Source organism: Parabacteroides sp. AM58-2XD (genome assembly GCF_003463685.1).
Classification (GTDB): Bacteria; Bacteroidota; Bacteroidia; order Bacteroidales; family Tannerellaceae; genus Parabacteroides; species Parabacteroides segnis.
This window is the reverse complement of the sequence record NZ_QSDP01000002.1, coordinates 42,092-63,052: the sequence shown is the minus strand read 5'-3', so window position 1 is coordinate 63,052 and position 20,961 is coordinate 42,092. Positions and strand designations below refer to the sequence as shown.

General features: G+C 40.5%; 13 protein-coding genes and 1 pseudogene. 9 read left to right on the top strand and 5 right to left on the bottom strand.

The features are described from left to right. The first annotated feature begins 282 nt into the window (after positions 1-282). The 9 genes and pseudogenes from DXA15_RS00925 to DXA15_RS00895 all read left to right on the top strand — a co-directional run bounded on the left by DXA15_RS00925 (position 283) and on the right by DXA15_RS00895 (position 10,683). Positions 283-828 (top strand): RNA polymerase sigma-70 factor, encoded by a 546-nt coding sequence (locus DXA15_RS00925; RefSeq protein ID WP_128132830.1) that lies wholly within the window; start codon positions 283-285, stop codon positions 826-828. A 120-nt stretch (positions 829-948) separates the two neighbouring features. Further along, positions 949-1,929, top strand: a complete 981-nt coding sequence (locus DXA15_RS00920) for a FecR family protein (protein ID WP_128132829.1) — start codon at positions 949-951, stop codon at positions 1,927-1,929. Positions 1,930-2,079: 150 nt separating this feature from the next. Next, entirely contained in the window at positions 2,080-2,250 is a 171-nt protein-coding gene (locus tag DXA15_RS25220; RefSeq protein WP_158579627.1) for a hypothetical protein, read from the top strand. Between the two features lie 26 nt (positions 2,251-2,276). Continuing rightward, entirely contained in the window at positions 2,277-5,357 is a 3,081-nt protein-coding gene (locus DXA15_RS00915) for a TonB-dependent receptor (RefSeq protein ID WP_369683035.1), read from the top strand. A 15-nt stretch (positions 5,358-5,372) separates the two neighbouring features. After that, complete coding sequence (locus DXA15_RS00910) at positions 5,373-6,917, top strand: RagB/SusD family nutrient uptake outer membrane protein (RefSeq protein ID WP_128132828.1); 1,545 nt, start codon at positions 5,373-5,375, stop codon at positions 6,915-6,917. A 107-nt stretch (positions 6,918-7,024) separates the two neighbouring features. Further along, a pseudogene (locus tag DXA15_RS25710) lies at positions 7,025-7,972 on the top strand (alpha-L-fucosidase); the annotation flags it as partial. A 66-nt stretch (positions 7,973-8,038) separates the two neighbouring features. Next, positions 8,039-8,404 carry a discoidin domain-containing protein gene (locus tag DXA15_RS25705; RefSeq protein ID WP_233566642.1) on the top strand — a complete coding sequence of 122 codons (366 nt, stop codon included), beginning with the start codon at positions 8,039-8,041 and terminating at the stop codon, positions 8,402-8,404. Between the two features lie 52 nt (positions 8,405-8,456). Then, positions 8,457-9,182, top strand: coding sequence for a DNA-binding domain-containing protein (locus tag DXA15_RS00900; protein WP_128132827.1), 726 nt, complete (start codon positions 8,457-8,459; stop codon positions 9,180-9,182). Positions 9,183-9,198: 16 nt separating this feature from the next. Beyond that, positions 9,199-10,683: an alpha-L-fucosidase gene (locus DXA15_RS00895; protein WP_233566621.1), complete on the top strand. Its 1,485-nt coding sequence runs from the start codon at positions 9,199-9,201 to the stop codon at positions 10,681-10,683. A 141-nt stretch (positions 10,684-10,824) separates the two neighbouring features. On the opposite strand, the gene DXA15_RS00890 is transcribed toward DXA15_RS00895, so the two are convergent. The 5 genes from DXA15_RS00890 to DXA15_RS00870 form a co-directional block, all read right to left on the bottom strand. After that, positions 10,825-12,423 (bottom strand): glycoside hydrolase family 31 protein, encoded by a 1,599-nt coding sequence (locus DXA15_RS00890; RefSeq protein WP_128132825.1) that lies wholly within the window; start codon positions 12,421-12,423, stop codon positions 10,825-10,827. Between the two features lie 15 nt (positions 12,424-12,438). Continuing rightward, positions 12,439-14,595 carry an alpha-N-acetylglucosaminidase gene (locus DXA15_RS00885; protein ID WP_128132824.1) on the bottom strand — a complete coding sequence of 719 codons (2,157 nt, stop codon included), beginning with the start codon at positions 14,593-14,595 and terminating at the stop codon, positions 12,439-12,441. A 10-nt stretch (positions 14,596-14,605) separates the two neighbouring features. Next, positions 14,606-15,778 carry a family 16 glycosylhydrolase gene (locus DXA15_RS00880; RefSeq protein WP_128132823.1) on the bottom strand — a complete coding sequence of 391 codons (1,173 nt, stop codon included), beginning with the start codon at positions 15,776-15,778 and terminating at the stop codon, positions 14,606-14,608. A gap of 89 nt (positions 15,779-15,867) precedes the next feature. Next, positions 15,868-17,340 carry a RagB/SusD family nutrient uptake outer membrane protein gene (locus DXA15_RS00875; protein ID WP_128132822.1) on the bottom strand — a complete coding sequence of 491 codons (1,473 nt, stop codon included), beginning with the start codon at positions 17,338-17,340 and terminating at the stop codon, positions 15,868-15,870. Between the two features lie 31 nt (positions 17,341-17,371). After that, positions 17,372-20,845, bottom strand: a complete 3,474-nt coding sequence (locus DXA15_RS00870) for a TonB-dependent receptor (protein WP_128132821.1) — start codon at positions 20,843-20,845, stop codon at positions 17,372-17,374. Positions 20,846-20,961 lie beyond the last annotated feature (116 nt).

Genomic DNA, 20,961 nt, shown 5'->3' with positions numbered 1-20,961 from the left:
AAACAGCTTGTTTGGGTATGGTATTATTCTGCTTTTATCCTATTTTATTGTTTACTATGGGGTGCTTTAACAGATATTTTATCTTTTAGTGGCTTACTGCCTTTGAGTTTTAATTTTTGTAGTTGAATATATTGATGGATTGTTGCTATTGCCCTAATTAGTGTATGGATTGGAGGATTTAATAATTTTTTCAGCAGGTGTATATAGGTGTTTTATAAAGAGCATAGCGTTAAAATAGAGTTGGGACAGGTCGTTTTCCGAGATTTTTAATAAGTTTGCAATATGGAAGTAAAAGATCAGACGACAAATTGTTATCAGCGCATATATATGGAATATGCGCCAATGTTGCTTCGGTTTGCGGGCAAGTTTGTCTCCGGATTCTTTGCAGAGGATATTGTGCATGATGTTTTCCTGAAATTATGGGATAAGCAGGTTTTCCTTCTTCCTGATGATGACTTGAAGCGAATTTTGTATATAGCCGTACGTAATGCATGTATTGACCATCTTCGTCGTTCAAACATGGAACAGGAGATACTCGACCGCCGTGCTATACAGCTAAAATTGGATGAACTGGATTATTTTGAATCGTCTGACGAGCTATTCATGCGAAAGGATCTTCTGGAGCTTCTGATGAAAAAAATTGAGGAATTACCTGAACGTGGTCAGGAAATATTTCGTCTTTCTTATCTGGAAGGTATGAAAGCCGCGGAAATCGCGGAACAACTAGGGTTGTCTGTACGTACGGTCGAAAATCAGTTATATCGTTCCTTGCTTTATCTCCGTAAGCACTGCTCTCATTTATTTTTTTATCTGTTCACCTTGATTTAGAACTTCTAGTTAGTTTATTTTAAAAAAAGTTTGTTTTCGTGTGAGTACTTTTCATGTCCCATTCGTTATAAGTTCATAAAGGACTAAGTCACCGAAAGGTAACAATTCAAAGAAAATATCATGGAAAACGAACATACAGAGTTAATTATAGGTTATTTGCAGAATAATCTTACCCAGGAAGAAACAGACTGTTTTTACAATTGGGTGAACGAGAGTGCTTCTAATAAGGAGTTATTTTTCGAAATTAAGGCAATGTATGATGCTGGTTTGCCTTTAAGCACCCCTTGGGAAACAAGCGAAAGCTGGGAGCGTTTACTAAATAAAAAGAAAAATTCACAATCCCGCCGCTTCAATCTTTGGTATCAAATCAGTACTTATGCTGCCGTAGCCCTTTTGGCTGTGGCGATCAGTTCTATGTATTTCTTGTTCTTTCATGAAGAAGATAATAGCTTATATTCCAAATATATCGGAGGAGACGGACTGGAAGCCGATGTTGTTGAACTGCCGGACGGAACACATATCAGTTTGGGCTCTAAAACAACTTTCCATTATGACAAAGATTATGGCAAAGACAAACGTATCGTATATCTGGAAGGAGAGGCCTATTTTGATGTTGCCAAACAAAAAGACAAACCTTTCATCGTAAAGACCAAAGAACAGGATATAGAAGCATTGGGAACAAAATTCAATGTGATGGCTTACCCGTTGGATTCGTTAGTAGTCACTACTTTATCCGAAGGTTCTGTTCGTCTGACTTCTTTAAATATGGCTCACCCTACGATTCTGAAACCGGACCAACAGCTTATTTATAACCGGAATACGAAAAAGTCCTATTTGCAAGATGTAGATGCTCAACAGTATTCTTCTTGGACGAGCGGTTATTATTATTTCCCGCAACAGAGTTTACAAGCAATTTTGGACCGGTTGAGCCATGTTTACGGTATTCAGTTTACGGTCAATTCCGAAGCATTGAACAAACGGACATTTACAGGTACTTTTTACCGTGGGCAAAGTATAAAGGATATTATGGATATTATAAATCTGTCTATCCCGATCAGGTATAAGATCGATGACCACCATGTGACGATTTCTGAAAAATAAAATTCTAACTCTTAAATTTAATGTATATGAGCGGATAAAGTAATAAAAAAGAAGATAACATCTTGCCGGATGTTGCCTTCTGAAAAATGTGTGATTCAATTAAACTTCCATTGCCGTGGAAGAAGTGTTTAATCTTAATACAATTAAAGTATGAATAATCAACGTATAGTTGTTTCTGCAAATCTAAAAAGAACTATTAATATCATGAAACTAACCGTGTTGATGCTTGTCGTCTGCCTGTCACAGGTTGTTGCGGCGACATATGCACAAACAACCAAACTAAGTGTTTCTGTAAAAGAGGAAACACTGGAAATGTATTAAAACAAATAGAAAAGCAATCAGAGTTCTTGTTTTTCTATAATTTGGAAGAGGTAAATAAGAATGAAAAAATCTCTATCACAAAGAAAAACTCCAGTATTCAGGAAATATTGGACGTAATTACTGAAAAAACAGGTCTTAAGTATACGATTAAAGACCGGCATATTGTATTGACTGTTCAAAACAATCCTGCTCCCGCTTTGGTCACTCAACAGGTACGGAAGATTACAGGAACCGTTTCTGATGCATTCGGCCCTATTACCGGAGCCAATATTGTAGAGAAAGGTACTACAAATGGGACAACGACTGATATGGAGGGTAATTTCTCTATTGAAGTTTCGGATGGTGCTATTCTTCAGGTATCTTTTATCGGATATATCCAACAGGACATTGCGATAAAAGGTAAAAACGTTATCAAGGTTTTATTAAAGGAAGATACTCAAGCCTTGGAAGAAGTTGTGGTTGTAGGTTACGGTACTCAGAAAAAAGTAAATTTAACGGGAGCTGTTAGTAATGTAAAATCAGATTTGTTGGAAAACCGTACAACGTCTAATACTGTAAATATGTTGACTGGCAACATTGCCGGTGTTACTATTACACAAAATTCAGGACAACCAGGAGCAGATACTGGAACTTTGCGTGTTCGTGGGATCGGTACACTGGGAAATTCGGAAGCTATGGTCATTGTGGATGGAGTTGAATCGTCAATGAGCAATGTAAGCCCTAATGATATAGAGAATATCTCTGTATTAAAAGATGCAGCAGCTGCTTCTATTTACGGTGTACGTGCGGCAAATGGGGTTATATTGATTACGACAAAAAGAGGAACAGTCGGTAAACCCGTTATTACTTATGATGGATATGTTGGCTGGCAGTCAGCAACTCGAATGCCTAAATATCTGGATTCTTATAATTATGGACTATTGTTAAATGAAGCTTATGCGAATGATGGTCAAAAGGCATTTTATTCGGATGAGGAGTTACAAAAAATGAAAGATGGTTCCGATCCGGATCATTATGCAAATAGTGATTGGTTGGGTACCCTGCTTTCTGAAAATGGACTGTTTCATAATCATCATTTGAGTATTAATGGAGGAAGTGAAGCTGTAAAATATTCAGTCTCTTTAGGGTATCACGAAAAAGAAGGTTTGATTCCTAATACAGATTATAATAAATTCAATGTCCGTTCGAATTTGGATATGAAAGTGAATGAGCGTTTGAATTTTACATTAAATCTTTCTGCTTATCGGGATCGGATGGCAGCTCCCGCCCGTGGTATTGGGGGGATAATGGCTAATGCGTATCGTGAATCTCCGGTCACTCCGATTCAATTCCAAAATGGAAATTATGGTTTGTTTTTGAATGAACATAATTCTGTGGCATTTGCTAGAAATAGTGGACTTGCCCGTACATATAATAATAACTTTCAGGGAAGTGCATCTTTTGCGTATAAAATTATAGAAGGGTTGACGTTGAGAGGAAACGGGGCAGCTACATTCAATTTGAAAGATGAACATAGTTTTACTAAAAGTATGAACTTTTACCGGGTAGATGAAACGGAACCTTTCAGAACATTCCGTAGTGAAGTGAGTAATAAAGACAATAAGATGCTTGAAATAAATTTACAAGCCTATTTGGATTACGACAAAACGTTTGGTAAACATAATTTGAAGGGTTTGTTAGGTTATTCTCAATTGTATAATCAATATCGCATTCTGGGTGCATCCCGAAAAGATTTGCCTAATAACAATAGTTTGGGGGAAATCAATGCAGGAGATGAAAATACTCAAAAGACAGAAGGTAATCAAGTAGAATACGCTTTGAGATCTGTTTTTGGTCGTATAAACTATACGTTTGATAATAAATACCTTCTTGAAGCCAATCTACGTTATGATGGAACTTCACGTTTCCCGAAGGATAACAGATTTGGGGCGTTCCCTTCTTTTTCTGCCGGTTGGCGTATTTCTGAAGAGGGCTTTTTTAATGTTCCTTGGATTGATAACCTGAAGCTTAGAGCTTCTTGGGGGCAGTTAGGTAATCAGGAAATCGGTGATTATGCTTTTTATAATACGTACGTTTTTGGACAAAATTACACATTCGGTAATCTGTTGACACCTGGTATTTCTATTAATTCAAAGATGGCCAACTCGATTATCACTTGGGAAAAGACGAATCAGGTGGATGTAGGAGTTGATTTGGATGCATTTAATGGAAAATTGAATTTTACTGGGGATTTCTTCATTAAAAACACACATGATATATTATTGGCGTTACCGATACCTGATATTGTTGGGGTGACTCCACCGACACAGAATGCAGGAAAAGTTCGTAATACCGGTTTGGAATTGCAGCTAGGCCATAATAACCAGGTTAATGATTTCAGGTATTTTGCGACGTTTAATTTCAGCTACGTACACAATGAGATTACTGATTTGAGTGGAGGCGATACTCCTGGGCGTTCAGTAGGGGATCCGATCAATAATATATATGGATATGTTTGTGACGGTATTTTCAATAGCCAAGAAGAGATAGATGCTCATCCGAAACAAATTTGGGATGCCAAACCGGGTGATTTGATTTATAGGGATTTGAATAATGACAATGTGGTTAATGAAGAAGACCGTAAGTCTTTAGGAACTTATTTCCCTAAAATTAATTTTGGACTTCGTTTGGGTTTTGAGTATAAGAACTTCGACTTTTCAGCTTTGATGCAAGGGGCAGGTATGGTTAAAGATATGGTGGCAAATGAAGTCAATAAGGCTTTCTATAATGGTGGTAAGGTTACGGAATATCATTTGGATCGCTGGACACCGGATAATTTGGATGCTTCTTACCCACGTTTATCGATGAAAGACTCCAAGAAAAACTGGGAAACATCGACATTTTGGGTACAAAATGCCTCTTATTTGAAAATGAGAAACATGCAATTGGGTTATTCGATTCCTAAACAATTGATTTCTGGTTCGGGTATCAGTCGGTTGAGGGTTTATTTTAGTGCCGATAATTTATTCACGATTACCGGATTTGACGGAATTGACCCTGAAGCTGGAAATAATTATTATTATCCATTAACACGTAATTATTCATTTGGAGTTAATCTGTCATTTTAATAAAAAGAGTATATTATGAAACTGAAATATTTATCATTAACACTTATATTGTCGTTATTCTTAATGTCTTGTAATGATGATTTTCTTGAAAGAATTCCTCAAGATCAATTGTCGGATGAGTCTTTTTGGAAAATAGAAGATGATGCTGTAAAATACACGACGTCTATTTACCGTTATTTCCCGGAACCAGCGAATTTTATTATTATGACTGACGGGTATACGGATAATGCTATCCCTGTGCATGTGTTTGCAGACCAGGGAAATATATCATCTGGTACGGCTACAGCTTCAACCGGTCATTTTAAACAGTTGTGGCAACAGCTTTATCGGGGTATACGCCGTTGTAATATTTTTCTGGATAATATCGATGGTGTGGAAATGAATAAAGACAAAAAGCAGGTTTTGATTGGTGAAGTAGAATTTCTAAGAGCTTATTTCCATGCAACATTGTTAAAATATTATGGAGGGGTACCTATATTGACTCATGCTCTAGAGTTGAATGAACCTATTCCTGCCCGTAACACAGAAGAAGAAGTATATAATTTTGTGATGGATGAATGTAATAAAGCGAGTGAAAAATTACCGTTGACTCGTTCGAAAAATACAGAAGTCGGGCGAGTGAATAAAGGTGCAGCTATCGCTTTAAAAGCACACCTTAGTTACTTTATGAAAAAATATGACAATGCTGTTTCGGCATCAAAAGAGGTGATGGAACTTGGCGTATACGACCTGTTTGATGATTATGCAGGATTGTTTGCTCCTGAGCACGAAAATAATTCGGAGGTTATTCTTGACATTCAGTTCATGGACGAGGCTAAAGACTATGTTGTTGGTAGTAATATTGATTTGTATTTTTCTCCAGGAATGATGGGAGGATGGGAAGGTCTGTCTCCGTCGCAAGATTTGGTTGACGAGTATGAATGTGTCGATGGTAAACCCATAGAAGAGTCGGAACTATACAATCCAGAAAAACCGTTTGAAAACAGAGATCCGCGTTTGGCTCACTCGATTTTGTGGCATGGAGCTGAATTAGGAGGGCAAATTTACAGTACGGAAGGAGTTTTGGGTAATGGGAATGCTACGAGAACCGGATATTCGTTACGTAAATATATTGATGCTAGTAACAAAGGGAATGCGTTCCCGGGAAGATTGAATTTTATCTTGTTCCGTTATGCTGAAATATTGGCGATCTATGCCGATGCCCAAAATGAACTTAATGGTCCGGACGCAAGCGTTTACGAGGCTGTCAACCGTATACGTGAACGAGTGAATATGCCTCCTTTGCTTGTTGGGCTAAGTAAAGATCAAATGCGGGAAGCGATTCGTCATGAGAAGAGAGTAGAATTTGCTTTTGAAGGATTGCATATGTTTGATACACGTAGTTGGAGAACGACTGAACAGTGCGTCAAAAAGCCTGTTTATGGAATGACCAGCAGTGGAGAAGAAGTGCTGGTTGATACACGTGATTTTGATCCGAACAAAAATTATTTATGGGCTATTCCTCTTACAGAAATAGATTTATCGAAAGGTTCATTGAAGCAGAATCCCGGATATAATTGATGGGAATTTTAATAACGTAAAACAGTATTATAACTAAATTCATGATAGAGATCAGGGATATAAACTATGGAGATGTTTTCAGAGTTTAATCTCCCTGATCTTTTAATATGTCAATAAATATGGACAAAGTGAAGTTTTGGATTACATTAGGTGCATTGTTTTTATGGGGATGCATGAACCCTTTAAATGCGTGGGGAAATAATGCCCTGTCTGATAAACAAGCAATTATTGATTTTTTGAATTTGCGATATGGGATGTTCATTCATTATAATATGGGAACGTATCATCAAGAGCAATGGGCATATCCGTTTCATGATCCGAAGTCATTCAAGCCGACTCATCTTGATTGTAAGCAATGGGCAAAAGCTGCAAAATCGGCAGGAATGAAATATGCTGTATTAACTGCTAAACATCATGATGGCTTTTGCTTGTGGAATACGACGACTTCTGCTTATGATATCGCCAGCTCTGACTATAAAACAGATATTGTTCGCCAATATGTGGATGCATTCCGAGCTGAAAATATAAAGATAGGTTTGTATTTTTCAGTAATGGATTGGCATCAGGATATTAACAAAGGGAATATTAATACTGAAAATATTGCTTTTATGAAAAAGTAGTTGACCGAGCTATTAACGAATTATGGCGAGATTATTTGTATAGTTATTGATGGCTGGGGTTCAAAATGGGGAGGACCGACGTTTGAAGAATTACCGTTCGATACTTTGGCGGACCATATTCATTCTATTCAACCCAAATGTTTGGTTATTAATCATAGTTGTAATACATCCCTTTCGCAAACTGAAGTCGTACACTATGAAGCAACGCATGGGCAGCATTGCCCTTACGACAATGTGATACCTTCTCAACAGGGTCCCACTCTGCAACAAGCTTGGTTTTGGGAACCTGGATTTGAAAAAGATCCTTTGAAACCGGTTGATGTAGTAATTAAGGAACTGAATTTTGCTAATAGCCATTATTCGAATTACTTATTGAACGTCGCGCCTAATGACAAAGGATTGCTTGATGAAAATGTAATCAAGCAATTGGCTGAAATAGGAAAGTTGGTTCATTTGCCGGATAAAGATCTCGAAGAATTGCCAGAACTGCGGAAAGTACAAATGAATGTGACAGTTGTGGCATCAAGCGAAGAAAGTTCGAAATATGGTGCATCCAACGTGGTTGATGCTAATTTGCATACGCAATGGAAGTTTGATAAAAATGATCCGGAGAAATGGATTGAACTGGACTTTAGTAGACCGGAAACTTTTAACAAAGTTATTTGTGGAGAATTTTACCAAGATATAAGGAAGTTCAAAATCGAAGCTTTTGTAAAGGGTAAGTGGACTGAAATAGTCAAAGGTGGAAAAATGGGCGTAAATTTTCATGCCTCCTTTCCGGATGTGAAGGCTCAGAAGTATAGACTGACTGTTATTGAGTATGACAATAGCCCATTGTTATCGGAGATTACTTTTGTGAAATACTAAAAAATACAATCTAACCGACACGGTATGTCGTCGTGTCTTAAATTAAAATATCATGAGTGCATTCACAAAATTCTGGAAAGTATGGTTGAATTTGAACCTGCTTACCAAAGACGTAGAAAATGATTACACGGCAGAGGTATCTATCGTAGGAAAAACATCCCACAACGAAGATATTGCGAAACGTATTATCGGGGAAGGCTCTGAAATCAAATACGATACATTGTTGTCAGTTTTCAACCAACATGACCGTATTATCCGTGAAATGTTACAGGAAGGCAGCAGTGTATTGACCGGGGTTTGCCAGTACACGCCGAGCGTGACCGGTGTGTGGAATAGTTCGACCGAAAAATTTGATCCGGAGAAACATAAAACTACAGTCAGCATAATCCCTTCGGCAGAACTACGCCAGGCGCTTTCGGTGGTAGGCGTGGAAGTATTGGGTGTGAAGGAGTCGACAGGACGTATCGGTTTGGTAACGGATACGGCTACAGGTCTGACTGATGGCTCGATTACTCCGGGCGATGATATCTTGATCAATGGTGAGAAAATCCGTGTTGTAGGTGATGCAGATGGGGTTGGTATCTTTTTTGTTAATACGGATGGCAAAAGCGCTGCCGCTCCGGTCACTCGCCGTTTGACACAAAACGACCCTAAAACAGTTATAGCCCGCGTACCCGCCGACCTGTCAGGTCGGCAGGAGCCTTCCTGTTCGATCGACAGACGTACGCCTGTTCGGTTGAATGCACCTACCAGTACAATATTTCTTCATTCAATTTAAATTGTAAATGAAATCAATGAAATCAATACTTCTTTTTATCACTTTCTTGTTCATCGCTCGATGTGGCTATGGTCAGAAAATCGTGCCCTCTAATCAGCCCAATCAGACTCAACAAAAAATGGTAGAACGAGGATACGGTATGTTTATCCATTTTGGAATAAATACGTTTGGTGAAACAGAGTGGTCGGATGGTTCCATTCCTGTCGAAAAATACAATCCGACAAAGCTGGACTGTGATCAATGGGTGCGTGTCGCCCATGATGCCGGTTTCCGGTATGTGCTGCTTACAACCAAACATCACGAAGGGTTTTGTCTTTGGGATAGTAAATATACGGACTATGATGTCGCTTCTTCACCAGTAAAAACAGATGTAGTAGCTGAAGTTTCCAAAGCTTGTAAAAAATATGGTTTGGAGTTTGCCATCTATTACTCTTTGTGGGACAGGAAGGATCCTTCTTATAAAGAGAAAGACCCTGAAAAATATGTTGATTACATGTGTAATCAACTGACAGAACTGCTTACCAATTACGGTCCGGTCTGCGAACTGTGGTTTGACGGAGGATGGGATCGGAAAGAAAAAGACTGGAATCTACCGCGTGTTTATGACTTAGTGAAAAAATTGCAGCCGCATTGTGCTGTTGGAGTCAATCATACTATTGTTCTCAAAGTGAATGAACGGAAATTTGCATTACCTGATTCCATGATTGTTGATAATAAATACTTCTTCCAATATTTTCCGAGTGATTTCCGTCTGTGGGATCCGAAGGTTGCACATAAAAGTGACAAGAAACAATATTTGCATAAAGGCAAATCTTATTATGTTCCGTTTGAACATACTATTTGTATTAGTAAGTATTGGTCTTGGTTTGGGAAAAAGGTTCCACAACCTACACGAGACTTGGATGAGTTGGAAGAGTTATTTTATTGGTGCACGGATAATGGAAATACGTTAGTAATGAATATACCTCCTGACCAAACAGGACGTATAAGAGAACATGAAGCCAATGCGATTATTAATTTGGGACACAGATTAGGTTTGAGTCTGAATAAACCCCTTCCGACCAATGGACGATTCATTTCCATGAATGCCTCGGCTTATGTAACTTCCGTTTATGAAAATGACGAAGATAAATATGGAGCATCCATGGCTGTTGACGGAGGAATGCAAACTCGTTGGGCTGCTGCTGATACGTTAGCAACTCTGACTATAGAATTGGATGAGAAAAAGTCGTTTAATAAAATATCGATTTTTGAGTATCAAGATGAACAATATGCAAGTGATGGTTTCTCCAATATTCGTACGAACCGGATACAAGAGTATAATATATCGATTTTGCAGGATGGCGAGTGGAAAATGATATATACAGATAATGAATCGATGGGAGATTGTAAGGTGATACGTTTCCCGCAATCGTATCATGCTGCTAAAATCCGGTTGGAAATTACGAAAGCTATTGCTCCGCCATCTATTAAAGAGTTTAATGTAATAGATTTTAAATAACTCTGGAAAGATTGAAATTCGGGATAAGGAAATACGGATGATATACATACAACATACAATGTCTCGCAGATCAAACTTATTTACTTTATTAATCAATTTGATCTGCGAGACATTGTGGATAGTAATTGTTTTCGAGACCTTTTATTTGATCTTCTCAAACCAAGGCAATCTCTCCAGCGGAGCCTCCACCTCTATTGTTTTCGGTCCACGAAATTTCTTGCCTGTATCGTCCCTCCATTGCCCTTTGGGTAACATTACTTTACGAGTATGTTCTTTGGTCAGGATTGGAGCTACCAAATATTTATCTCCCAGCATAAACTGGTCTTTACAATCCACGAATCCCTGATGGGGGAACGCATATTCCATATGGCGGAGAATAGGCTCACCTGTTTGTGCGGACCTGCGGGCTTGTTCCAGGATATAACTACCCATTTTCTCATGTAAGTGGGCATATTCACGGCAAATAGCCAGATGTTTTTCATCGAGAATACGCCAGGGAGCTACAGAAAACTGCATCATAGGCATTAATGTGTGAACCTGGCAGGAACGAACGATCAACTCCTGGTCCAGCTTTGTCTGGTCTACTCCCAGGAAAGAACCGAACTGGCCTCCGCCGATCATGTCGGGACAGGCATAAGCATATCCTAATAACCCGGCAGCAATCATATCAGGAATCAGGAGTCCTACTGCATTCCAGGAATAATCCTTATCTCCCAGACGTTGTACTAAAGCCTGACCGCCCATTTTCCAACCGGCACGGTATTCATTAAATGGGAAATCCAATCCGATCTTAGCCCAGTATTCGCACATATCCACTGAGGTGGCAGCTTTGTCATAGAACTCCAGAGTCGGATCGTTGTAATGACTGATATCACCGGCGTCAAATTTGAAACCGTCTACTCCGTATTGCTCCTGCATATTGCGCAATTGTTTTTTCAAGTGTTCGGCTGCGGCAGGGTTACTTAAATCATAACAAGCGCTATACCCGTTCCACCAGGGGATGATTGCAGCCTGTTTAGTTCCTTTCTTTTTGATCAGATAGCCTTTCTGTTGCAATTCACGGAATTCAGGACTATCCGGACTGACAAACGGGCAAATCCATAACATAATGCGGAATCCGTCTTTATGCAATTGGTCGATCATACCTTTCGGATCGGGGAAACGCTCCGGTTTGAAATCAAAATTACCGTAATGCTTCTGCCAGTTATCGTCCACCATGAAAACACCCACCGGGAAGTTATTCTTCATTATGTTATCTGCATATTTCAATATATCATCCTGATTCTGATTGTACATCAGTTCAATCCAAGTATTATATTGCGGCATTGAAAAGAACAAAGAATCCGGTAACTGCCCGGAAGGAGGAAAATATTTGGTAGAGGCTGCCATATAAGCGTCTTTCAACGTATTCCCTGCCAACACAGGTTCCAGGCTTTCATAGTCTGAGAACAAATGTAGGTTTCCGCCCTCTATCTTGAAAGAGAAAGGTTTGTCACTCCAGATGTAGCGGCCTTCCGAAGAAAGAAGAAGAGGTACATTCTGATTGTTCAGATTCTCGGCAGACAGGTCGAACAACCGCATATTGTTCTTGAACGGCATTTGAGAGCCTAATCCAACCATACCTCCCCACCATTTCTCTCCTTCTAGAGAACTGATTTTAGATTCATATTTACTTCCGGCCCAACAAGGGGAAGTTATTACCAGGAGAAGCAAGAAAAGACAGATTTTTTTGAGATTCATAGTGTTATCTTCAAGTTATTGTTCAAATACTTCTACAAATATACGTTTTACAGTCGAAATACAATCGCCTTCCGGTTCGGATGAATAAGAATCCGTCAATTTTGTCCAGGGCTCTTCCAATGTGTAGAAATCGATTGCTGCTGGCTTTTTGCCATCCAGTAATTCGTTCTGATAGTCGAACCATGTTTTCCATCTCATGTAATAGAAGTCTTTCAGGATACCGTTCCATTCTTTATGGGCATAATCACGCAAACCGCCTTTATCGGCAGCGTTGCGGTTCCCCCAGGTCGTGATCTGTACACGGGCATTCCATTCATACAGGTCTTTTTCTTCCGGGGTATTTCCGAGAGAACGGGCCCGGGCGATCCAGTTTCCGACTTTAAATTCCGGACGGGTTCCCAGTAACTCATCCTGTAACAGAAGAAGTTGCAGAAAACGGTTGGTGGCTGTATTGTAAAGCTGTTTATCACCGGAGGCAAAGGAGGCTTCCACTACTTTTTCGACCAAACGACCTTTTTCAGCAATGGCCTGGCGGACGATGTCTACCAGATCGTATTCGAAATTATTATTACCTGTAAACTGGTCAGCTACGGAAACCATCATGGCTGCGGCACGAATAACGTCATTCGGATTGTAATAGTCACTCATTTCAGACCAACTCGATACCAGATAAGGGTGATCGGAAGGGCGGGCACAGAAAATAGATTCGTGAGTGCCCTGTTGCGTATTTTCCGGCGGACAATTATAAATGGAATTGCTCAGGAGAATCCATGCCTCCTGCACGGTTGGATTCGCTTTTCCGTAACGGGCTATCGTATAGTTTTTAAGCCATTCATTTTTATCGAAATGTACCGGGCGCCAGGGGAGTTCCGTCAACAATTCGAACATGACCGGATTATTCTCGCTTCCTTCCATTGTCATTCCTACGCCACGCAATGTTTTGCCGAAAGAGCTTTCTTTGGCTTTATAGTATTCGTCGATCACGTGCGCTATTTTACCGTGCAGACCTACATTGCCACCGTAGTTCAGCAACATGCAATAAATCCAGTCGTGCTGGCCGAAACCGTCTTTGCGATGCCAGGTAGATTCGGGATCACCCCACTGCGGGCGGCTTTCGGAAAACAGGTCCAGGACGATCATATCACCGGATTTCAGATTCTCAATCATTTGAGAGCGTGGATTTGCCTGCCAGGCTTGTGCCACCCATACGGCTTTCGGATTATTTTTCTTCATGGCCTGCATAATCGCTTTTCCCGCGGCATTCAGGTCTACTCCGGCTACGCTTCCGCCTTCATGGAAGGGATCCATGCTGTAGAAGTTAGCTTTGCCGTAGAGTTTGTTCAGTTCTTTGTAATACAGGGAGGCTATTTCCTGGAAGCGGGGATCTGTCGGTTGCAGGAATGCAGGGCGGTGGTAACCACACCATAGTCCGGGGTCGGAAACATTCAGTCCCAGTTTTTCTTTTGCATTGTGAGGAACCATTCCCGAATAACCGGGGAAGACGGGTTCAATGCCGTATTCGCGCATCCGTTTTACAATACGCTGTTGCAGGGTTATCTGCTGTTTGTACCAGCTGTCGGGATTCGGCCCACCCCAGCCTTCCAGATTATTCATCAGCCACCAGGCTTGAAAACCGGGACCGGCAATAAACTCGTTGATCTCGTCTTTATTGTATCCTAACTTTTTAAGTACATTATACCAGACGCCGTCCGTCCCGACCATGGCAAGCGGCAGATTGATTCCATGCAGAGCCATCCAGTCAATTTCCTTTTCCCAACGTTCCCAATCCCAGAAAGCCATAGTATACGAATAGGTGCAATAATTGAAATCGTAGCGATATTTCATGTCTGTTTCATGACGTACTTTTTGGGTGACGGCCGGTAATACTTTCGGAAGCTTAGCCTGCATGCCATTCCAGGAAAGATGGATTCCGGCATGATATTTCAGATACCAGTTTAATCCTGCCGCTATATTTACTGGGTTATTTCCACGGATGACGACTTTGTTTCCTTTCTGATCCAGTTCGAAAAAGTTGACCGGAGATTTGATCTGTTCGATAATGAATTTATCGGAAGCTCCTTTGTCAATGCGTTCCAACAAAGCTTCGACGGGTGATGCAGCTTTGGCTATCACCGCGATGAATAGTAAACATAAGAGATGAATAATTTTCATAGAATTAATCTTATTTGATAGTGATGATTAACGTAGCTTTTTGCCCTTTCAATAATGACTCCGGTAATCCTTTGATCTGGCCGTCGACAATAACAGTTCCTTCTTTTTGGACTTTTTCAAAGGCTTCCTCATTTAAAGGTTCCCATTCTACAAACTGTTGAGTTGTAGTACCGTCATTATAATGTACATTGACAAACGAAGGTGTATATAACAATTCGCGGGTAATGTGTCCGTCAATATTCCGTAAAGTCGCTTTCCCTTCGGCAACTTGTAAACAAGCTGGTTCGATAGAGGTAATGCGCAAATCATTCTCCGGAATGCTCTTGTATCCTTCCGGTATTTTTTTGTACATACGAATGTAGTCGATATCAAAACTTTTAGGATAGGGAATGGTTGGATCATAAGTGCCTGTCCAGCCATCTTTGGCATTCCGGTTATCATAGAAAGAAATGATTTGGATGAGCGGATAGGTAATCGCTGCTTTGTGTTTCATTACTTGTATTCCGTCGACATAAACGGTGACACCTTCCGGTGTCCAGTCGAAGCCATATATATGAAACTCTTCGGCTAGTTTTTTATTGGCAAACCACGGATGTTCGGTGTGATACTGGATGGTAGAATCTTTCCAGCTATGTACGGTAGACCATATACGATTGATATCTGTTCCCAGTATTTCAAATATATCAATCTCACAACTTTGATTCGGGTCGTCCTCGAAACCGATTAGCCACCAGGCACAATGAACACCTCCGCCATCCTGCATCTTTGCACGCATTTCGTAATATCCGTACTGATTGACTTGAGTCGCTTCCGTTTTTATCTGGTGAAGTGCTTTTTTCTTTGGGTCATAGTGATGCAGGCCAGTACGACTGGCACTCATGAAACCTGATATATGCATCCCTTTATCAAATTCATTTTTTGAGTTCTTGTCAATGATAAGTCTGATAATGCCATTTTTCATTTCATAAGTCGGGGCACAAACAGATCTGTCTTTGGGCCATGACGGCAGATACTCCGGAATCCATTTATCCGTATTAATTTCTTCACCATCAAATTCATCATGGAAAATTAAGCGGTATCCTTCTTTTTCCAATGGGTTAGGCGGATAATCCTGAGCATTGGAAGACTGTATATTACCTATTAGAAGTAAACCGGAAATAAATGTGTAAAACAAGTGTTTCATGATATTCAGTTTTATCAGAGAAAAAGGCCGCAGTTTAAAGCGGCCTTTTCTTAAAATGCAAATATAGTTTCTTTCTTTGGGGGAACGAATTAATATCCGGGGTTCTGGATAATAATTCCTTTCCCTTCGTTGATGACAGCCTGTGGCAACGGGAAGAGAACAAATTCGGGTTTCGTCGTTGTTGAACCACGGTCGATCGCGTTCTGGATGAATTTACCATGTCGAATCAGGTCTGCACGGCGATTCCCTTCCCACCAAAATTCGTGGCCGCGTTCCTGAAGCATCTTATCCAGGAAATCGTCGACGCCTTTTATGTCTCCCATAGCATATGGAGACAATTTAGCACGTACACGTATCTGATTTAACAAATCGACAGCTTCTTGTGTTACCGAATTTCCCTGGCGGACGATTGCTTCTGAAAGCAAAGTCAGCACATCTGCGTAGCGATAAACGATCCAATCGATCTGGCTGCCGTCACCTGTTGATTCCGGATCTTCGCCATATTTCACAGGAACTGCGCCTGAATAGGTATTACCATGTTTTATAATATCAGATTCTTCATTGAACAACACGCCGTCATTGCCTATATATTCGCCGACCAATACGGAAAGACGATCATCGTTCTTGTCAAATGTGTGATAGAAGGGCCAGGGAACTTTGAAGCCGTCCCAACGCTGGATAGAATTGTTCTTACAGGGATAGTTACCCGGCAGGCAATGGTCGTGCCATAACTCCAGTTGAGTACCTCTTTCTTCGGTGCAGGCAAAGATGATTTCTTTATTCTGTTCGTTTTCCAGGGTGAAAATAGACAGGTAGGAATCCATTAATCCGTATCCGTAGTCGGCTTTCATCAACTCACGGCCACATTCAACAGCTTTTGCCCAGTTCTTTTCGTGCATGTAGAATTTCATCAGGACTGTATATGCCAGACCTTTATCAAAACGTCCGAATGCAGAAGCGCGGGTAGGAAGGCCTTCCAGTGCTGATTTTAATTCTGTTTCGATAAATGTTGTCATTTCTTCCTGGCTTGCCCGGGGAATGATCTCTTCTGCCAACGGGTTATTCAGCTGTTCAAGTGTAGGTATTGGCATGGGACCATAGAAATCGTATAAGAGGAAGGCTAGCCAACCACGTCCCATATGGATTTCAGCATTCATGCGTGCTTTCACATCGTCTGCCATTTCCACACCGGAAATGCGTTCAAGCGTCAATGTCATTGTCCCCAGATATTTGGCATAATTGGTGTAGTTTATTGTCGAATACTGGTGATTGGGTGTCCAGTTGTGACTAGTCAAAGGAATCCATGAATCATTTACCCAACAGCAAACGGCCAGATCGGTGGACATATCTCCGATAATCTGTACACCGTTTGCCACGTTAAAGATACCACTATAGTTATCGCAACGAAAAGGAGCGTAAACTCCGCCTGTGATCAATGCTTCCGCATCATTCTCTGTTTTCGGGAAAAATCCGGGGTTGATGGCATCATATCTTTCCGGCTCCAGATCAGTACATGAGATTAATGTACAGCAGCACATTAATGTATATAATAATTTCTTCATGATCTTATATCTTCTTTTATTGATTAATAAATTAGAATGTAATATCCAAACCAAAGCTGTAAGTACGGACATTCGGATAAGCCCATTGCAGACTTGAAGGAGTACTTTCTGAACTTGAAATGTCGGTTTCCGGGTCAAGTCCTGTATACGGTGTGATAACAAACGGGTTGTTCACATCAAAATATACGCGAACATTAGACAAGATGTGCTTGCTGGTCTTGATCGGTATATTATAGCCTAACGTAATATTGCGACAACGGATAAACCAGGTCTTTTCGTAATAATAATCACCCGTTCCGTAAGCGCTTTCAGTTTGGAAATAACCAGGCAATGTGCCGTTAGGATTCGTTGAACTCCAGATATCACCTACTGAAACCGGTTGGTTGTAACCACGGCGTAAGTCATTGACGTTATTACTAATCCAGGTTTTCTTATAGCTACCGGCTGATAATTTATCAAATTGTCCGTAGAAATAGACATTCAGGTCAAAGTTTTTATAACGGAATGTATTGTTAAAACCAAACAGATACCCAGGGTCGGCAGAACCATAAATCACTTTATCAGCATCATCCAGTTTGCCGTCAGGTTTACCGGTCTTCATTGGAATACCGTGTTCATCAACTTTAATCGAACCGTCTTCATTGTAAACATATCCGTTGATATCTTTAATTTTTACCTGTCCGGGAAGAGCTCCTGGCATATGGTCGATCTTTTCACCCGGTTGTACCAGACCATCTGACAGATAACCGGCATAAGAACGGATATAACCGTTGTATTCGCTGTATGCACTCGGCTTCCAGTTCGGATCGCGTTCTTTCCATTTGTCCCGGTATAAAGAGAATGTCAGATCGGAAGTCCATTCAAAATTTTTGTTCCTGATATTGGTTGTATTGAGTGTGAATTCAAAACCCTGGCTTTGAGTTTTACCTACGTTAGCTATAATTTTATTCACTTCGTTGTAAGATAACAGAGTCCGTTCGTTTAACAGGTCTGATATTACTTTGTGGAAATATTCAGCTGTTACATTAATACGACCGTTCAGAAAACCTAAATCCAGACCAAGGTTCCATTCACGTGTCGTTTCCCAGGTAAGTTCATTGTTACCCATCTGATCCAGGTAAACACCATTGACTGCACTACCGCCAAAGAAGTTATTATTACCCACTTTATAGTAGCTATATGCTTTGTCACCCACATTGGCATTACCTGTTTCACCATAGCTCAAACGTAATTTACCGTTTGATAAGATATTTGTCAAAGGCTTCAGGAATTCTTCTTCCGTGAATCTCCATCCGGCAGCAACAGAAGGAAAATACCCCCAGCGGTTTCCGTCTGCAAAGTTAGAGGAACCATCGGCACGAAGAGTGGCAGTCAATAAATAACGATCTTTGAATGAATAGTTCACGCGACCAAAAAATGAGGCCATGCGTGATTTTGTTGCACTTGAACCTACAGTCGGACGTTTTGCATTGCCTGCTCCCAGGTTATTATATAAGAAACCATCTGTAATGAAGTCATTGCTCTTTCCTGACAGAAATTCATAATCAAACAACTGATAAGAATGACCAACCAATGCATTTAAATTATGATCACCAAATTGTTTAGTATAGTTAGCTGTTAATTCCATCAGATAGTCTGAGTTGTCAGCCTGTGCTATATAACCTGAACCATTTTCTCTTGCTCCGTACAACGTTGTAGTAGGCATGTATTGTTTACGTTTCTGATAGTTACGGTCGATACCGAAATTAGCTTTCAACAATAAATCCTGAATCGGACGAACTTCAAAGAAGACCGTACCTAGTAATCTTTCTTTAGTTGTCTTATCTGTAATATCCAATAAAGAAACTGGGTTGGGAAGGAAAGAGGCGTCCTGATTCATTGAGTATTCACCGTTTTCATCGCGTACAGGCAATGTTGGATTAAACTGAGCGGCCGAAACCAGGATACCTGCATTTTCATTCTGCCCATTTCCCAGAGGAATATTATCATATTGGTTACGGGATACATTCAGGTTTACTCCCATCTTTACATATTTACTCAGTTTCTGATCCAGATTTACACGTGCAGAATAACGCTCCATGGCATTATTTTTAATTACACCGTCTTGTTTGAAATAGTTACCGGAAACCAGATACTTCGTATTCTCATTACCGCCGGTAATGGATAAATTATGTGAAGTTTGGAATCCCAATCGGGAGATTTCGTCAAACCAATTTGTGTTATGTGCAGGATTGGCAATTTGTTCAGCAGTATAATCCGGAACAAAAGGTGAAGACACTTCTGATTCGGATTTACCACCATAAATGCCCACACCATTCGTACGCAGCCAAAGCTCTTTTCTGTAATCGTTTGTCGCTTGCATAAAGCCTGGAGCATCCAACATTTCATAAGACTTTGAAATATCTTGAACAGATGCAGAACCGGAATACTGTACTTTTGCCGCACCGCTTTTACCTCGTTTCGTCGTTACGATAATCACACCGTTACCGGCACGTGCACCATAGATAGCAGTAGAACTTGCATCCTTCAGTACTTCGATAGATTCTATATCGTTCGGGTTAATTGAAGACAGGATATTATCCTTATTTCCATCCTTATATTGGTTTCCGCTGTCCAACGATCCCGGATCGCTCACTGGAAAACCATCGATAATGATCAGCGGATCATTCCCTGCCTTGTCTGAAGAGGCAGCACCGCGGATACGGAAAGTAGACTGACCTCCCGGCTGTGCACTGATCGTACTTACCTGCAAACCGGCAGCCTTACCAGCCAGCGCATGACTGATGGTTGAAACCGTACCGACGGGGGCATCGTCCATTTTAACAGAAGCAACAGCGCCTGTCAGGTCTTTTTTCTTCATCGTACCGTAACCGACAACGACAACTTCTTCCAGCGCCTGTGAATCTTCTTTCAATGTTACATTAATAACACTCTGTCCTTTTACGGCAATATCCTGTGGAATATAGCCAATAAAAGAAATCAGCAATGTTGCATTGGCAGGCACCTCGATAGAGAATTGACCGTCAAGATCGGTAGTCGTACCATTTGTTGTTCCTTTTTGAATCACGTTGGCTCCGGCAACCGGTCCCATAAGATCACTGACAACACCTGTTACCTTCTGTGATTGTTGTGAAATGGCAGCATTTGAAACATGTTCTGTAGTCAGCACAATGTGACGGTCTTTGATCGTATATCTCAAGCCTGTTTTGGTGGCAATGGCATCCAAAACGTCCTGGATATTGGCATTCTTTTTTCTGATCGAGATCTTTTCGTTTTTATTGACCTCTTCCAGATTATAGAAAAACAAGAACTCTGATTGTTTTTCTATTTGTTTCAACACATTTTCTAATGTCTCCTCTTTGGCGGAAACATTTAGTTTTGTTGTTTGCGCATAAGTTGCGGCGACCATTTGCGACAAGCAAACGGTTAGCATTAAGACGGTTAATTTCATAATTTTTATAGTTCTTTTCAGATTTACAGAAACAACTATACGTTGATTATTCATACTTTTGAATGTTTTAAGATTAAACATAATCCCACGGCAATGGGAGTTTAATTGAATCACACGTTTTAGAAGAGAGAATCCGGCAAGATTTTCTCTTCTTTTCTTTTTACCTCTTT

Coding starts and splice junctions, on each gene's coding strand:
- DXA15_RS00925 (WP_128132830.1), top strand. CDS start 283: ATGGAAGTAAAAGATCAGACGACAAATTGTTATCAGCGCATATATATG.
- DXA15_RS00920 (WP_128132829.1), top strand. CDS start 949: ATGGAAAACGAACATACAGAGTTAATTATAGGTTATTTGCAGAATAAT.
- DXA15_RS25220 (WP_158579627.1), top strand. CDS start 2,080: ATGAATAATCAACGTATAGTTGTTTCTGCAAATCTAAAAAGAACTATT.
- DXA15_RS00910 (WP_128132828.1), top strand. CDS start 5,373: ATGAAACTGAAATATTTATCATTAACACTTATATTGTCGTTATTCTTA.
- DXA15_RS25705 (WP_233566642.1), top strand. CDS start 8,039: ATGAATGTGACAGTTGTGGCATCAAGCGAAGAAAGTTCGAAATATGGT.
- DXA15_RS00900 (WP_128132827.1), top strand. CDS start 8,457: ATGAGTGCATTCACAAAATTCTGGAAAGTATGGTTGAATTTGAACCTG.
- DXA15_RS00895 (WP_233566621.1), top strand. CDS start 9,199: ATGAAATCAATACTTCTTTTTATCACTTTCTTGTTCATCGCTCGATGT.
- DXA15_RS00890 (WP_128132825.1), bottom strand. CDS start 12,423: ATGAATCTCAAAAAAATCTGTCTTTTCTTGCTTCTCCTGGTAATAACT.
- DXA15_RS00885 (WP_128132824.1), bottom strand. CDS start 14,595: ATGAAAATTATTCATCTCTTATGTTTACTATTCATCGCGGTGATAGCC.
- DXA15_RS00880 (WP_128132823.1), bottom strand. CDS start 15,778: ATGAAACACTTGTTTTACACATTTATTTCCGGTTTACTTCTAATAGGT.
- DXA15_RS00875 (WP_128132822.1), bottom strand. CDS start 17,340: ATGAAGAAATTATTATATACATTAATGTGCTGCTGTACATTAATCTCA.
- DXA15_RS00870 (WP_128132821.1), bottom strand. CDS start 20,845: ATGAATAATCAACGTATAGTTGTTTCTGTAAATCTGAAAAGAACTATA.